Origin of the sequence: Microbacterium lacticum (assembly GCF_006716815.1) — a bacterium.
Lineage (GTDB): Bacteria > Actinomycetota > Actinomycetes > Actinomycetales > Microbacteriaceae > Microbacterium > Microbacterium lacticum.
Genome location: NZ_VFPS01000001.1, coordinates 1,151,319 through 1,166,065 on the forward strand (window position 1 = coordinate 1,151,319; position 14,747 = coordinate 1,166,065).

11 protein-coding genes and 2 pseudogenes are annotated in these 14,747 nt (G+C 69.9%); 9 read left to right on the plus strand and 4 right to left on the minus strand.

Annotated features, from left to right (window positions below; genetic code table 11):
- Positions 1-3: 3 nt before the first annotated feature.
- Positions 4-819 (minus strand): 16S rRNA (cytidine(1402)-2'-O)-methyltransferase, encoded by an 816-nt coding sequence (gene rsmI / locus FHX68_RS05565; RefSeq protein ID WP_141381166.1) that lies wholly within the window; start codon positions 817-819, stop codon positions 4-6.
- Positions 820-842: 23 nt separating this feature from the next.
- Here rsmI and FHX68_RS05570 point away from each other — a divergent pair, with 23 nt between their 5' ends.
- From FHX68_RS05570 to FHX68_RS15480, 7 genes are all read left to right on the plus strand, one after another.
- Positions 843-2,459, plus strand: coding sequence for a dolichyl-phosphate-mannose--protein mannosyltransferase (locus tag FHX68_RS05570; RefSeq protein ID WP_141381167.1), 1,617 nt, complete (start codon positions 843-845; stop codon positions 2,457-2,459).
- A gap of 104 nt (positions 2,460-2,563) precedes the next feature.
- A complete protein-coding gene (locus FHX68_RS05575) occupies positions 2,564-2,992 on the plus strand; it encodes a hypothetical protein (RefSeq protein ID WP_141381168.1) in 429 nt (142 codons plus the stop codon).
- Positions 2,993-3,076: 84 nt separating this feature from the next.
- Complete coding sequence (locus FHX68_RS15775) at positions 3,077-3,565, plus strand: hypothetical protein (protein ID WP_229661615.1); 489 nt, start codon at positions 3,077-3,079, stop codon at positions 3,563-3,565.
- Entirely contained in the window at positions 3,469-4,128 is a 660-nt protein-coding gene (locus FHX68_RS15780) for an alpha/beta hydrolase family protein (RefSeq protein WP_229661614.1), read from the plus strand. Before FHX68_RS15775 ends, FHX68_RS15780 begins: the two co-directional genes overlap by 97 nt.
- Positions 4,128-4,610 carry a hypothetical protein gene (locus FHX68_RS05585; RefSeq protein ID WP_141381169.1) on the plus strand — a complete coding sequence of 161 codons (483 nt, stop codon included), beginning with the start codon at positions 4,128-4,130 and terminating at the stop codon, positions 4,608-4,610. The genes FHX68_RS15780 and FHX68_RS05585 overlap by 1 nt, the downstream gene beginning before the upstream one ends.
- Positions 4,611-4,992: 382 nt before the next feature.
- Positions 4,993-8,937 carry an ATP-dependent RNA helicase HrpA gene (gene hrpA / locus FHX68_RS05595; RefSeq protein WP_141381170.1) on the plus strand — a complete coding sequence of 1,315 codons (3,945 nt, stop codon included), beginning with the start codon at positions 4,993-4,995 and terminating at the stop codon, positions 8,935-8,937.
- 23 nt (positions 8,938-8,960) lie between these two features.
- Positions 8,961-9,563: a quinone oxidoreductase family protein gene (locus FHX68_RS15480; RefSeq protein WP_141381171.1), complete on the plus strand. Its 603-nt coding sequence runs from the start codon at positions 8,961-8,963 to the stop codon at positions 9,561-9,563.
- On the opposite strand, the pseudogene FHX68_RS15485 reads toward FHX68_RS15480, so the two are convergent.
- Positions 9,511-9,858: pseudogene (locus FHX68_RS15485) on the minus strand (N-6 DNA methylase); the annotation flags it as partial. The gene FHX68_RS15480 and the pseudogene FHX68_RS15485 sit on opposite strands and share 53 nt — an antisense overlap.
- Before the next feature lie 215 nt (positions 9,859-10,073).
- Between FHX68_RS15485 and FHX68_RS16310 the strand changes: the two are divergent.
- Positions 10,074-11,376 (plus strand): annotated as a pseudogene (locus FHX68_RS16310) (ISL3 family transposase).
- 54 nt (positions 11,377-11,430) lie between these two features.
- On the opposite strand, the gene FHX68_RS05615 reads toward FHX68_RS16310, so the two are convergent.
- On the minus strand, positions 11,431-12,405 hold the full coding sequence (locus FHX68_RS05615) for an IS481 family transposase (RefSeq protein WP_141920012.1): 975 nt from the start codon (positions 12,403-12,405) through the stop codon (positions 11,431-11,433).
- 108 nt (positions 12,406-12,513) lie between these two features.
- Between FHX68_RS05615 and FHX68_RS05620 the strand changes: the two genes are divergently transcribed.
- A complete protein-coding gene (locus FHX68_RS05620) occupies positions 12,514-14,031 on the plus strand; it encodes an IS1634 family transposase (protein ID WP_141920091.1) in 1,518 nt (505 codons plus the stop codon).
- Between the two features lie 281 nt (positions 14,032-14,312).
- On the opposite strand, the gene FHX68_RS15500 is transcribed toward FHX68_RS05620, so the two are convergent.
- Positions 14,313-14,567, minus strand: a complete 255-nt coding sequence (locus FHX68_RS15500; protein ID WP_141920093.1) for a hypothetical protein — start codon at positions 14,565-14,567, stop codon at positions 14,313-14,315.
- Positions 14,568-14,747 lie beyond the last annotated feature (180 nt).

Below are 14,747 nucleotides of genomic sequence, written 5' to 3' on the forward strand. Positions count from 1 at the left end.
GAATCAGCGCGCGGCGAGCGCCGCCTGGTAGAGGTCGCGCGAGCGCAGACCGGTCTGCGCGGCGACCTCCGCCGCGGCATCCTTGAGGCGCGTGCCGGATGCCACGAGCGCCTGCACCTGCGCGAGAGCGTCGTCGGTCGACACGGTCAGCGCGGCCGCGCCGCCGACGACGACGACGATCTCGCCGCGGACGCCGTCCCCGGCCCACGCGGCGAGCTCGCCGAGCCCGCCCCGCACGACCTCCTCGTGCAGCTTGGTCAGCTCGCGGCAGACGGCGGCGGGCCGGGCCGCGCCGAAGGCATCCACCATCGCGGCGAGCGTCTCGCCGAGCCGCGACGGCGCCTCGAAGAACACCATCGTGCGGGGCTCGGCGGTGAGCGCATCGAGAGCGCGGCGGCGGTCGCCCGCCTTTCGCGGCAGGAACCCCTCGAACGTGAACCGGTCGGTCGGCAGCCCCGCGACAGCGAGCGCCGTGACGACCGCGCTCGGCCCCGGGATCGCGGTGACGGTCACGCCGTCGGCGGCGGCCTGGGCGACGAGCGCGTAGCCGGGGTCGCTGACCGTGGGCATCCCGGCATCGCTCAGCACGAGCAGATCCTCGTCGCGGGCGCGCGCGACGAGCTCGGCGGCGCGCTGGCGTTCGTTGTGGTCGTGCAGCGCCAGCAGCTTCGGCCGGTTCTCGATGCCGAGCGCCTGCAGCAGCCGCTGCGCGGTGCGAGTGTCTTCGGCGGCGATGACGGTGGCCGCTTCGAGGGCGGCGACCAGTCGCGGCGAGGCGTCGCCGAGATTGCCGATGGGCGTCGCAGCGAGGATGATCACCGCCCCAGCATAGGCTGGTGCCCGTGACGACGACGGAGCAGCCGTTGCTGCCGGAAACTGCCGCCGAGCGGCCCTCGCGCTACGACGCCTGGCGCGCGCGGGTGGCCGGCGACCCGCGCCTGCACCGGCTCTACGGCTGGCTCGCCCCCGTGCTGATCACGGTGCTCGCCGCGGTGCTGCGCCTCGCGAACCTCGGCCATCCGCACGCCCTCGTCTTCGACGAGACGTATTACGTGAAGGATGCCTGGAGCCAGTGGAACCTCGGCTACGCCTCGACGTGGCCCGAGGGCGCCGACGCCCGGTTCGTCGCGGGCGAGACCGACATCTTCACGACGACCGGCAGCTTCGTCGTCCATCCGCCGCTCGGCAAGTACCTGATCGGCGCCGGGATGTGGCTCTTCGGCCCCGACAACTCGTTCGGGTGGCGTTTCGCGACGGCTCTGGCGGGCACCGCGCTCGTGCTCGTGCTGTTCCTGCTCGCCAAGGCGCTCACGAACTCGACGGTGCTCGCGAGCGTGGCGGCGTTCCTGCTCGCCATCGACGGCCTCGGCATCGTGATGAGCCGGGTGGCGCTGCTCGACATCTTCCTGGCACTGTTCGTGCTGATCGCGTTCTGGTTCGTCGTGCTCGATCGACGGCGCACGCTCGAGCGTCTCGCCACGCAGACGGCGAAGCGGGAGCGACGGTCAGAGAGCGGCGAGGTGACTCCTCCCGCCTGGGGCCCGGTCCTCTGGAACCGTCCCTGGATCATCGCCGCCGGCGCCGCGGCCGGTGCCGCCACGGCGGTGAAGTGGTCGGGCGTCTGGGTGCTCGCCGCGATCGGCCTCTACCTCGTCGTCACCGACGCCCTCGAGCGTCGCCGGCTCGGCATCGTGTTCTGGCCCACCGACGCGGTGCGTCAAGGCCTGGCATCCTTCGCGCTGCTCGTCCCGGCCGCGTTCGTCGTCTACCTCGCCTCGTGGACGGGCTGGCTCGTCACCGACGGCGGCTACGACCGGCACGCGGCCGACGCGAACCCGGCGACGGGCTTCTTCTCGTGGGTGCCGCTGAGCCTGCAGAGCCTGTGGAAGTACCACGAGACGATCTACCACTCGATGACCGGCATGACCTCGCCGCACAGCTACGCGAGCCCCGCCTGGCAGTGGGCGCTGCTGCTGCGCCCCACCTCGATGTACGCGCAGGGGACGCAGGGCGGACAGTCCGGGTGCGCGGGGGGCGATGCGGGATGCCTCGACATCCTCTACAGCATGCCGAACCCGCTGCTCTGGTATGCGAGCATCGCCGCGGCGCTCTACCTGCTGTACCGATTCGTCATCGACCGCGATTGGCGGCAGGCGCTCGTGCTCGTCGGCATCGCGGCGACGTGGCTGCCCTGGTTCGCCTACCCCGAGCGCACGATCTTCCAGTTCTACACGATCGCGATCTGGCCGTTCCTGCTGCTCGCGCTGACGTTCGCGCTGCGGGCGATGAGCGGCCCCGCGCACGCGAGCAGCGCCCGCCGTACGACGGGACAGCGGGTCGTCATCGTCTTCCTCGCCATCGCGGTGCTGTTGTCGATCTTCTGGTACCCGCTGTGGTCGGGCATGCAGGTGCCCTACGAGTTCTATCGCCTCCACAACTGGATGCAGGGCTGGGTCTGAGCCGGCGACGGACAGGACAGGCCCGGAGCATGGGGAGTCCTCCCCATCGCCGGGTCGCCACCGCTCTCGTAGGGTGAAGGCACCGGTTCACCGAGGGGGACGATATGGCCGATCTGAGGATCGATGTCGCGGAGCTCACCGCCAGCGCGTCACGCGCAGAGCGCATCGCGAGCGAGTTCTCGACCGCCGAGCGCATCGCCGACGAGACCGCGGGCTACAGCGGGCATGACGGTCTCGCCGGCAAGGTGCACGACTTCGCCGACAAGTGGGACATCGCCCGCGGCAAGCTCGAAGAGAACCTCACGACGATCGCCGACTACCTCCGCGCCGTCGTCGACACCTTCGACGACCTCGACACCGATCTCGCCGCGTCGCTGGAGCATTCGAAGCTCGGCGACGGTGCGATGAACCGAGAGATCGACGGCGCGATCGCCGAGGGTCAGGCGTCGGCGCCCTCCCCCGCGCCCGCACCGACTCCGTCGCCCACCCCCGGCCCCGCGCCGACCCCGCCCTCGGACGGAGACGACAACTGATGGCTCTTCCCGGCAACCCCACGGCGCTCGCCGACCGCGCATCCACCTACCAGGCATCCGCGAGCCGCATCCAGCGCGCCGCCGATGACCGCGCTCACCCGGCACGTGCGGAACCTCGAGGAGGCCGCGGCACCAGTAGGCACGATCGAAGCGGCGGAGCGAGACCTCGCCGACGCCCAGCGCGCCTCGCGCCGCTACGACACGGCGGCCACCTCTGCGCGCGACGACCACGAGGCCGCCCGCCGCGACATGGAGGCGGCCGCGCAGCGCGCGATATCGCTCATCGACAGCGCGATCGACGCGACCAACGAGAGCTGGCTCGACCACGTCGGCAACTTCTTCGCCGGCGTCGGGTCGCGGCTCGCCGACCTCGGAAAGTGGGTGGGCGAGTTTCTGCAGGACCTCTGGGACGAGCTGCAGCGGCGCTGGTCGTCGGCATCCTCGCCGGCTTCCTGCTCGCCAGCATCCTCTCCGACGTGCTCAAGCCGACGCCGAAGCCGTCCGAATACGACCGCACGAAGAAGGAGACGCGCGCCTCGCACGGGGAGCCGTCGGATCTCGCACACGTGCTGAAGGATGCCGGCTACGTCGACTCGCTCGGCCACCACACGGCCGACAGCGCCGACGAGACGGTCATCAAGGTCACCAAGGTCGTCGACGCCGACGGCGTTGCGCGCTGGCGGGTCGCTCTTCCGAGCACGCAGGAGTGGTTGTCGCGTCTCAATGGAGACCAGGGCGCGGTGAACGATCTCGACAGCAGCCTCGCACTGATGCTGACTCCGTCGCTGCGCTCGCAATACGAGCGGGCCGTGCTCGCCGCAATGCAACAGGCAGGCGTCGGACCGAACGATCCGGTGATGCTCGTCGGATTCAGCCAGGGCGGCATCATGGCTGGGCACCTGGCCGCGTACAACTCCGACGACAACTGGGATGCCGTCGTGGTCGCTGGAGCCCCGATCGACAGCATGCCGATCCCCTCGACCACGACCGTCGTGTCGGTCCAGCACAGCGGCGACCCCGTCCCGAGGCTCGACTCGATGCCGCGCGCAGCGCAGGACGAGCTCGATCAGTACTTCATCGGCTCGGACAACGCCTACGGTTATGAGAACACCTACTACTCGTGGCAGGAGGACTGATGGTCGCCCTTCGCTCGTCGGCGCGCCTCACCGCGGCGCTCGTCGCCGCAGCGCTGCTCGCTGCTCCCCTCGCCGGCTGTGGCGCGTCGGACGGTCCGGACAGCTCGCCGACATCGTCTCAGGAAGGCACCGCCATGGATCTGCAGACCGTCTACGACGCGGTCATCGCATCGGACCCGCGGGTCGAGGACCCGCTCGGCACCGTCAGCTACTCCGGCGCCGCGAAGACGCTGTCGCTGAGCGTCCTGATCTCGGGCGATGAGCCCATGAGCACCGAGACGCTGACGGCGATCCTCGTCGCCGTGCGCGATACAACGCCCGACGACATCGAGACCGTGGGCCTCGTCGCCCGCGAGGCGGCGCACGAAGAGCGCATCGTCGATCTGCGGAGCGCGATCGCGGGTCTGCCGGAGGACACCACGCCCCTGTGGGATGGGGGCCTGACGATGTCGCGCGTCGACCTCGACAAGCTCGGCGCGTGAGCGCCGACAACACGCCGGAGCTCGTCTTTCGCCTGATCGGGACATGGTGGCGGCTCGATCTCGACTCGGATGACGCGTCCCGCGCGTCGGCGACCGACATCGCGCGCGGCACGCTGGGCGCACGCGATCAGGAGGCGACGGCCCGCCGACGGATGCGCGACGACCTCGTGTCCGCCGCGGCGTCAGCCCGCTCCGCGCAGGCGCGCCTGCTGCTGCTGGTACCCCCAGCACGGCACGAAGAAACTTGCTCTGGTCGTGCTCTCCACGCCCCTCGGCGATATCCCGAACACCCTCCTGTCCTATTTCGACGCCATCGTCGAGGCCTCCCGCTTCGTCGAACCTGTCGCCGCTGACTGAGCCCGCGCGGTTACGATGGAGGGCTATGCCTTCCCCCGAACCAGTGATCTCCTATCCGGTGGAGCTGCCCGTCAGCGCCGCGCGGGACGAGATCGCGCGCGCGATCGCGGGTCACCAGGTGGTCATCGTCGCGGGCGCGACGGGCTCGGGCAAGACGACGCAGCTGCCGAAGATCTGCCTCGAGCTCGGCCGCACCTCCATCGCGCACACGCAGCCCCGGCGCATCGCCGCGCGGACGATCGCCGAGCGCATCGCGCACGAGCTGCAGGTGCCCCTCGGCGGCGCCGTCGGCTACAAGGTGCGTTTCACCGATCAGGTCTCCGCCAACACCAAGATCGCCCTCGTCACCGACGGCATCCTGCTGAACGAGATCCACCGCGACCGGCTGCTGCGCCGCTACGACACGATCATCGTCGACGAAGCGCACGAGCGCTCCCTGAACATCGACTTCCTGCTCGGGTACCTCGCCCGCATCCTGCCCGAACGCCCCGACCTCAAGGTCGTCATCACGTCGGCGACGATCGATCCCGAGAGCTTCGCGCGTCACTTCGCGGATGCCTCGGGCTCGCCCGCGCCGATCGTCGAGGTCTCGGGGCGCACGTACCCGGTCGAGATCCGCTACCGTGGCGCGCTCGATGCCCCGGGCGCGGCGGCGGATGCTGCATTGGGGGCCGAGTCCGACGACGTCGACACCCTCCTCGCGGCCCTCCGCGAACTCGACCGCGAGCCCGACGGCGACGTGCTCGTGTTCCTCCCCGGGGAGGCCGAGATCCGCGACGCGATGGATGCCGTCCGCGGCATGTACGCGAAGGACGCCCGGCCGACCGAAGTGCTGCCCCTGTACGGGCGCCTCTCCGCGGCGGAGCAGCACCGCGTCTTCGAGTCGTCGGGCGTCGCGGGCCTCCGCCGCCGCGTCATCCTCGCGACGAATGTCGCCGAGACGAGCCTCACCGTGCCCGGCATCCGCTACGTCGTCGACGCCGGCACGGCGCGCATCTCGCGCTACAGCGTGCGCTCGAAAGTACAGCGTCTGCCGATCGAGCCCGTCTCACAGGCATCCGCTCAGCAGCGCGCCGGGCGCGCCGGGCGCACCTCCGACGGCATCGCGATCCGGCTTTACTCCGAAGAAGACTTCGCCTCGCGCCCGGAGTACACCGAGCCCGAGATCCTGCGCACCTCCCTCGCCTCGGTCATCCTGCAGATGCTCGCGCTCGGCTTCGGCGACATCGAGGACTTCCCCTTCCTCACGAAACCCGACAGCCGCGGCGTCAAGGCGGCGTTCGAGCTGCTCACCGAGCTGCGGGCCGTCACCCCCGCCCGCCGGCTGACGAAGATCGGTCGCGAGATCGCACGCCTCCCGATCGACCCCCGGTTCGCGCGCATGCTCATCGAGGCGCGCCGGCTCGACGTGCTCGACCCCGTGCTGGCGATCGTGGCGGGCCTCTCGATCCAAGACGTGCGCGAGCGCCCGTCCGCCGAAGACGGCGCGGCGCGCGAGCAGGCCGACCGCATGCACGCGCGGTTCGCCGATCCGACGAGCGACTTCCTGCCCCTCCTGAACCTCTGGAACCACCTGCAGACCGGCCAGCGCGAGCTCGGGTCGAGTGCCTTCCGGCGCCTCTGCCGGACGGAGTTCCTGAACTACGTGCGCGTGCGGGAGTGGTTCGACGTGCACCGGCAGCTGCGTCAGCTGCTCGGCGTGAAGGGTCGCGGCGCGGCCGCGGAGACCGGAGACGGCGCGGCCGCCGACCCCGCACTCGTCCACCGCGCGATGCTGGCGGGGCTCCTCTCGCACATCGGCGTGCTCGACACCCGCTCGCTCGCGAAGACGAAGCCCGGCGACAAGCGGAAGGCCCTCGCGACCTACCGCGGCGCGCGCGGAGCGGCGTTCGCGATCTTCCCCGGGTCGGCGCTGCGCAAGGCCTCCCCCGACGCCGTCATGGCCGCCGAGCTCGTCGAGACCTCGCGCCTCTATGCCCGCACCGTCGCCGCGATCGATCCCGCGTGGGCCGAAGAGCTCGCCGGCGACCTCGCGCACCGCCAGCTGAGCGACCCGCACTGGTCGAAGGATGCCGGGGCCGCCGTCGCCGCCGAGAAGGTCACCCTCTTCGGGGTCGAGATCATCCCGCGGCGCCGGGTGCAGCTCGCCCGCATCGACCAGCCGCTCGCGCGAGAGCTGTTCCTGCGCCACGCACTCACCGACGGCGAGTGGAACTCCAGCCACCTCGACAAGAAGCTCACCGGGTTCGAGCGGCGGAACCTCGAGCTCCGCCGCCGCCTCGAGAAGGTCGAGGAGCGCGAGCGGCGCCGGGACATCCTCGTCGGCGACGAAGCGGTGTTCGCCTTCTACGACCAGCGCGTGCCCGCCGACGTGTACGACGCGCGCTCGTTCGAGCGGTGGTGGCGGGAGGCATCCGCCCGCACGCCGCGCCTGCTCGACATGACGGAGGTCGACCTGAAGGGCGACGCCGCGGGCTCCGATGACCGCGCATTCCCGGGCCGGTGGGAGCAGGGCGACCAGGTGCTCTCGCTGGCCTATCGGTTCGAGCCGGGCGATCCCGAGGACGGCGTCAGCGTCGTCGTGCCGCTGCCGCTTCTCGCGGGGCTCTCGCCGGAGGGTTTCGACTGGCAGGTGCCGGGCATGCGGGCAGAGCTCATCACGGCGCTCCTGCGCGCGCTGCCGAAGGCGATCCGGCGCCACGTGGTGCCGGCGGCGGACTGGGCCGCGACACTCGGCGACGAGCTCGCCGGCGAAGGGCCCGAGCACCATCGCGGGCTCCCCGCGCTGCCGCTCCGGGCGGCGCTCGCCCGGCGCATCCAGCGCGTCGCGAACCAGCCTGTGACCCCGGACGACTTCGAGATGGACCGGGTGCCCGGCCATCTCGTGATGACCTTCCGCGCCGTCGACCACCGGGGCCGCACCGTCGGCACCTCGCGCGACCTCGTCGAGCTGCAGCAGCGGCTCGCCGGTCGGGCGCGCGAGCAGGTCGCCCGCTCGCTCGCGCGGCCCGCGCCCGGACCCGTCGCGGAGGCCGGGACGGCGCGCCCCGGCGGAGCGCCACCGGCCGCATCATCCGCGATCGGCGGCAGCGGCGGCGTCGCCGAGCGTTCCGGCATCACCACATGGGACGTGGGCACTCTCCCCGCTGTCGTCGACACCCGCGTCGCGGGCGGCGTGGTGCGCGGCTACCCGGCGCTGGTCGACGAGAAGGATGCCGTGGCGCTGCGCATCGAGTCGACCCCCGAGCGCGCCGCGCGCCTCGCCCACGCGGGCGTGCGGCGCCTGCTGCTGCTCGCCGTCCCGTCGCCGAGCGCCTACGTCCTCGATCACCTGACCGCCGCCGAGAAGCTCTCGCTCGCCGCGTCGCCCTACTCGTCGGCGAAGGCGCTCATCGAAGACGCCCGGGTCGCGGTCGCCGACGCGGTGATGGCGCGGGTCGCTCCGGAGGGGGTCCGCACGCCGGAGCAGTTCGCGGCCGTCCGCGACGCCCTGTCCGCGGCCGTCGTCGACGAGCTGTTCCAGGCGGTGTCGCTCACCGCCCGCATCCTCACACTGCACCGCGACGTCGAGCGCGCCGTGAAGGGGCAGAACTCGATGACGCTCCTCGCCGCCCTCGGCGACGTCAAGGCGCAGCTGGCCGGTCTCGTCTTCCCCGGGTTCGTCGCCCGCACCGGCCTTGCGCGCCTCGCCCACCTGCCCCGGTACCTGCAGGGTGCCCTCTCGCGGGTCGAGGCCCTCGCCGACAGTCCGGTGCGCGACCGCCAGCGGATGACCGAGTTCGAACGCGCCGCCGCGGCCTACGCCGATGCGGGTGGCGCGCTTCCGCTCGACGCCGACGCCGCCGCAACGCTCGCGCACGCACGCTGGCTGCTCGAGGAGTACCGGGTGAGCCTGTTCGCCCAGCAGCTCGGCACGGCCGAACCGGTCTCACTGCAGCGGATCACGAAGGCCCTCGCCGCGACGACCTGATCGCGTCGTAGGGTGGGTCAATCATGGGCACTGCAATCGCATACACCGAGCTCGGAGGGCCGGAGGTCCTCACCGTCATCGACATCGACGTCCCCGCGCCCGGGCCGGGCGAGGTCGCCGTCCGCGTCGAAGCGGTCGGCGTGAACCCGCTCGACCTGAAGCTGCGGGCGGGCCTGCGCCCCTCCCCGCCGATCACCGAGCCGCGCCGGGTCGGGTCGGATGCCGCGGGCGTGGTCACCGCCGTCGGCGACGGCGTCGAAGGCTACCGGCCGGGCGATGCGGTCATCGTCACGGGCGCGCAGGGCGCCTACGCCACCGATCTCGTCGTGCCCGCCGCGCACGTCGTCCGCCGCCCCGAAGGGGTGAGCGCCGCCCAGGGCGCAGCCCTCGGCATCCCCGTCGGCACGGCCTACCAGACGGTGCGCTCGCTCGCGATCGGCCCGGACGACACGGTGCTCGTGCACGCGGCATCCGGTTCGGTCGGTCAGGCCGTGGTGCAGTTCGCGCGGCTGTACGGCGCCACCGTGCTCGGCACGACGAGCGACCGGCGCGCCGACGGATATAGGGCGGGTTGCCGATCACGACGGAATAGCGCGCTTCCGGCTCGACGAGGAAGAAGTCGTTGACAGTCAGGTGGGGCCTTCCGCCGGCCGCCGCCACCCGCTCACCTGCGACGCGAGCGCTATGCGGGTGGATCTCGACCCCATCGACGCGTGGCGCTTCGTGCCCGCGCTCGCGAAGTCGTCGCACGGCCTGAACCAAGAACGCTGCATCGCCCGCAGACGGCTCCAACACGGAGTCTTCCGCGGTTCGAATGGCCCAGTCCGTGATGTAGCGGGTGATCGCGTCCGGGGTAAAGAACGCGCCTCGGGCCTTGCGCGCCTCTGCCGTGTCAGCTGCGATCACTACGGGTTCGGACATGCAATCATCCTGCCTCACGGTCTATCAACGATTCCGTATGCGACCGCTCTCCGCGAACTCGATGGTCCGTGCGGATACCGGCTCTTCGGACTTTAGGGGCTCTGCGCATTCTGGGTGGGGTGAGGCGCTCGGGCGTGGCGTGACGGGGTGAGGTGGGTCGAGGCCCGGAGGATCGGTAGCGACCAAGCAACCTGTTCGTCCGGAGACCTCGACCCGTGCCTGATGCTACGCGCTGCGCCGCCGCGCGCCCATGTTCTGCTGTCTACTGTGATCGCTGCGACCTGCTCGTCGGACTCGACGGGCTCCGGGTGGCCGGGGTCGAGCGTCGCGGCGATGGCGTGCTCGTGATCGATGCCGAGTCGCCGCCGGGTCCGGTCGGCTGCCCTGAGTGCGGAGTGGTCGCGGAGTCGGCGGGACGGAAGGTGCTCGTTCTGACGGACGCCCCGATGGGCGGTACTCCGGTTCGGGTCCGGTGGCGCAAGCGCCGCTGGCGGTGTCGCCAGGACGGGTGCGGGGTGCGCTCATTCACGGAGCAGAACCCGGCCGTCGCGGCGGCGAACAAAGCGCTGACGGCTCGCGCGGTGGCGTGGGCGGTGGTGCAGATGCGCCGCGAGAACGCGTCAGTGCGCGGTGTCGCTCGGCAGCTGCGCGTCGCGTGGCCGCACGGTCTGGACGCACGTGGAGGCCGAGTTACAGCGCCGCGAGCAGGACCCTGGCCGGTTCGATGGCGTCGAGGTGCTCGGCGTGGACGAGCACCTGTGGCATCACGTGTCCACGAAGCCCGTCGCCGACGGCGGGCGCGGTCCGAAGGAGCTGACCGGGATGGTCGACCTGACCCGAGACGCCACGGGACGCGTGCGGGCGCGACTGCTGGACCTGGTGCCAGGTCGATCCTCGAAGGCGTACGCAGACTGGATCAAGGAGCGGGACGAGCAGTTCCGTGCCGGGGTGAAGATCGCAGCTCTTGACCCGTTCGCCGGCTACAAGAAGGCCCTCGACGACGAACTCGACGACGCGACCGCGGTGCTGGACGCGTTCCACGTCGTCAAGCTCGGCACCGCCGCGGTTGATGACGTCCGTCGCCGCGTCCAGCAAGACACCCTCAGCCATCGCGGCCGCAAGGGAGATCCGCTCTACGGGATCCGCAACATCCTCCGCGCCGGACGGGAGCGCCTCACCGACAGGCAGCGGTCCCGGCTCGACGCGGCGTTCGCGACGAGAGAGGAGCACGTTGAAGTTGAAGTCGCCTGGCACGCCGCCCAGCAGCTCCGCGACGCCTACCGGCACCCCAACCTGGTCGAAGGGCACAAGATCGCCGAGAAGGTTCTCGAATCGTTCCCGTCCTGCCCGATCCCCGAAATCGCCCGCCTCGGCCGCACCCTCACCCAGTGGCGAGCCGCGTTCCTGGCCTACTGGGCGACAGGACGCTCATCCAACGGAGGCACCGAGGCCGTGAACGGGCTCATCGAACCTGGATCGTGTCACCGTCGGGTGATTTCGCGGGTTGAGGATCGTTGAGGCTTGATTTTCCGGGGGTGCTGGTGCCTCGTGCGGGGCACTAATGGCGTCGATCTAGATGTACTGACCTCGACCGTTGTTGATTCGGTCGATGGGGGTTTTGCCTCCGATGCCGAGGTGGTGCCTGTCTAGGTTGTAGTAGTCGAGCCAGGTCGTCAACCCTGCTTTTCGGTCGTCGTTCGAGCTCCAGGGGCGGGCGTAGGCCCACTCGGTGGCGAGGGTGCGGTTGAGGCGTTCGACTTTCCCGTTGGTCCAGGGGCAGTGCGGTTTGATGAACCGCTGTCGGATGCCGTGCGCGTCGACCACGGCCTTGAACGCGGCCGAGTGGCGGTAAGCGAACGCGTTGTCGCTGATGACGCGTTCGACTGTGACGCCGAGGCGCGCGTAGAACGCGATCGCGCGGTCGAGGACGCCCGCCGCGGTGGTGCCTTTCTCGTCGTCGTGGATCTCCGCGTAAGCAACTCGGGAATGGTCGTCGATGACGGTGTGCACGTAGTCGTAACCCAGGCCCCGCTTGCGCGCAGGACGTTGCCCGCGGCCATGCAGACGCCATCCGCCGCCGTCGGGGATACGGCCGAGTTTCTTCACATCAACGTGGATCAGGGACCCGGGATGATCATGCTCGTAACGCTGCGCGGATCGGCGGGTCGCGCGGATCACGGACCCCGTGACCGGGTCCAGCTCCCGCAGCAACGGCACGTGGTGGCGGCGCAACACCCTACCGACCGTTGAGGCCTGCAAGCCGAGCTTGTCAGCGATGAACACCGGCCCACGCCGAGTGAGGTGCCGCATGATCCGCACCCTCGCCTCCACGCACGCTTTGGTCTGGCGAGGGTGGGAGCGGGCGACGCTGGAACGATCGATCAGGCCCGCCGGGCCGCACTCCCGGAACCTGCGCCACCACCGCCACGCGGTCGTGCGGGAGATCCCCATTTCCGCGGCAACATGCGCGACCGCACGCCCCGACTGGATGCGCTGAACCATGATCAACCGGCCGGCCGGAGTCAGCCGGGCATTAGCGTGAGACAAGAGAGACCTCCGTGCGTTTGAGCTGAAGAACTTAGACAGCTCCAACTCGACCCCGGAGGTCTCTCCTACGTCAACAACGATCTGGGTCAGTACATCTAGACTCGCTCGGTGGGGTGGTTCGTGCGGAAGGTGCGCACCGCGTCGGGTGCGACGGCGGTGCAGATCGCGTCGAAGACCCGTGGTGTGCGGACGATCGTGGAGCACCTCGGCTCCGCGCACGACGATGAGCAGCTCGCGGTGCTGGTCGCGATCGCGCGGGAGCGGATCGCGGAGCTGGCCGGGCATGTCCCGTTCGATCTGGACGGGCTGGGCGCGACGCCGCCGGCCACGACCGCGCCGACGGTGACCGGGTCGAGGTCCAGGTTGTTGTGGGATGTCCTCGAGGACGCCTACGCCCGTCTCGGGTTCGACGCGGTCGGCAACGACACATTCAAGAAGCTGGTCCTGGCCCGCGTCGTCGAGCCGACCAGCAAGGCGGACACGCTGCGGGTGTGGGACGAGCTCGGTGTCCCGGGTGCGCCGTCGCTGTCGACCGTGTGGCGGACCCTCGCCCGCAGCGTTGAGCAGGACTGGCGGTCGAAGATCGCCGCCGCAGCCTACGCGCATGCGACCCGATCTGGCCCGCTCACCGTCGTGCTCTACGACGTCACCACCCTCTACTTCGAGGCGGAGCGTGAAGACAAGCTCCGCAAGGTCGGGATGAGCAAAGAGCGCCGCGTCGACCCGCAGATCCTCGTCGGCCTCCTCGTGGACCAGGGCGGGTTCCCCCTCGAAGTCCACGAGTTCGCGGGCAACAGGGGCGAGACCCTCACCCTGCTGCCCGTCCTCGACCAGTTCCGCGAACGTCACTCCGCGACCGAGGTCGTGGTCGTCGCGGACGCCGGCATGCTGTCCGCAGCGAACCTGAACCGGCTGGAGGACGCCGGGTTCGGTTTCATCGTCGGCTCCCGCACCTCCTCCGCGCCATACGATCTCGCCGAGCACTACGCGACCGTCGGGAACATCGTCACCGATGGGGAGACGGTCGAGACCACCCGAACCATGGGTGCGGGTGTGAACGCGCGGGAGCGGCGAGTGGTGTGGCAGTACTCCCACAAGCGGAAGATCCGCGACAACATCACGTTGAACAAGCAGATCGAACGCGCCGAGCAGATCGCTGCCGGCACCCGCCCGGCGAAGAAGGACCGGTTCGTCACCCTCGGCACGGGGCCCGGCGTGAACTGGGCAAGAGTCGAGAAGGCCCGCGAATACATCGGCCTCAAGGGGTACGTCACCAACCTCAGCACCGCGACGGCTTCCGCTGCAGAGATCGTGGCGGCCTACCATGACCTGTTCCAGGTCGAGGCGACGTTCCGGATGGCAAAGACCGACCTGCGGGCGAGGCCGATGTTCGCGTCGACCGCGGACTCGATCCACGCGCACCTCACCGTCGTGTTCTGCGCTCTCGCGATCAGCCGGCACCTCTACAAGACCACCGGCGTGACGGTCCGCCGTATCGTCCGCGCGCTGCGCCCGCTGCGTGACGTCACGATCACCATCGACGGACACGAACTCACCGCGACCACCCCGCCAACGGGGGAAGCCGCCGACATCATCGCCGCACTCCGGCCGGGCGTGGGGCACTAATCTGACACGATCCAGGTCGAACTCGCCCGCCGGATCGCCCGCGGCCTTCACCAACTACGACAACTACCGACTCCGCATGCTCCTGATCGCCGGCGGACTTGACCCCCTCACCCCCACCTAGAATGCGCAGAGCCGTCAAACCTAATGAGGTTGGTCGCATTCATTTCAGTTTCGACAAGGATGGTCGGCGACTCATTGTGAACCACGTGGCGCTCAAGCTATACGGGATCTAAGTCTCCGCGAGCCTGCGCCGAGTTGGGCGCACTGCCGAGACACAGAGTCTAGGCAGCACGCTCCTGACCGTACGCGCTGTGGAACACATCGCCTGCGACTGAAACGAGCGCATTGCAGAGGCGATTCCAATCGATCTCCTCAGACTCCACAGGAGCTAGCGCCGGCCGATAGTGCACGATTCGATTACGCAGGTCATATACGGCTTTGCCGGCCGCCGACGCCAGATTCGTGTCTTTGTACAGCGGGACGTTCAGGCATTCGCAGACCTCTCGCAGGTCGTCAACTTGAGCGAATGCGAGCACGACATTCAGGCTGGACGCTTCTAACGGACGCCAAGGACATCTCCTTCTCCAGGATCTCAGCGATCTTCCTGCCACTCGTGCTCGATCGAAAGACCTTGTTTGAGCTTCGTGGCTTTGTCGTGCGCGTAGGTAGCTTCGACGCACCGGTAGAGGCTCATGAAGAGGCTTCGCGGATCCAGA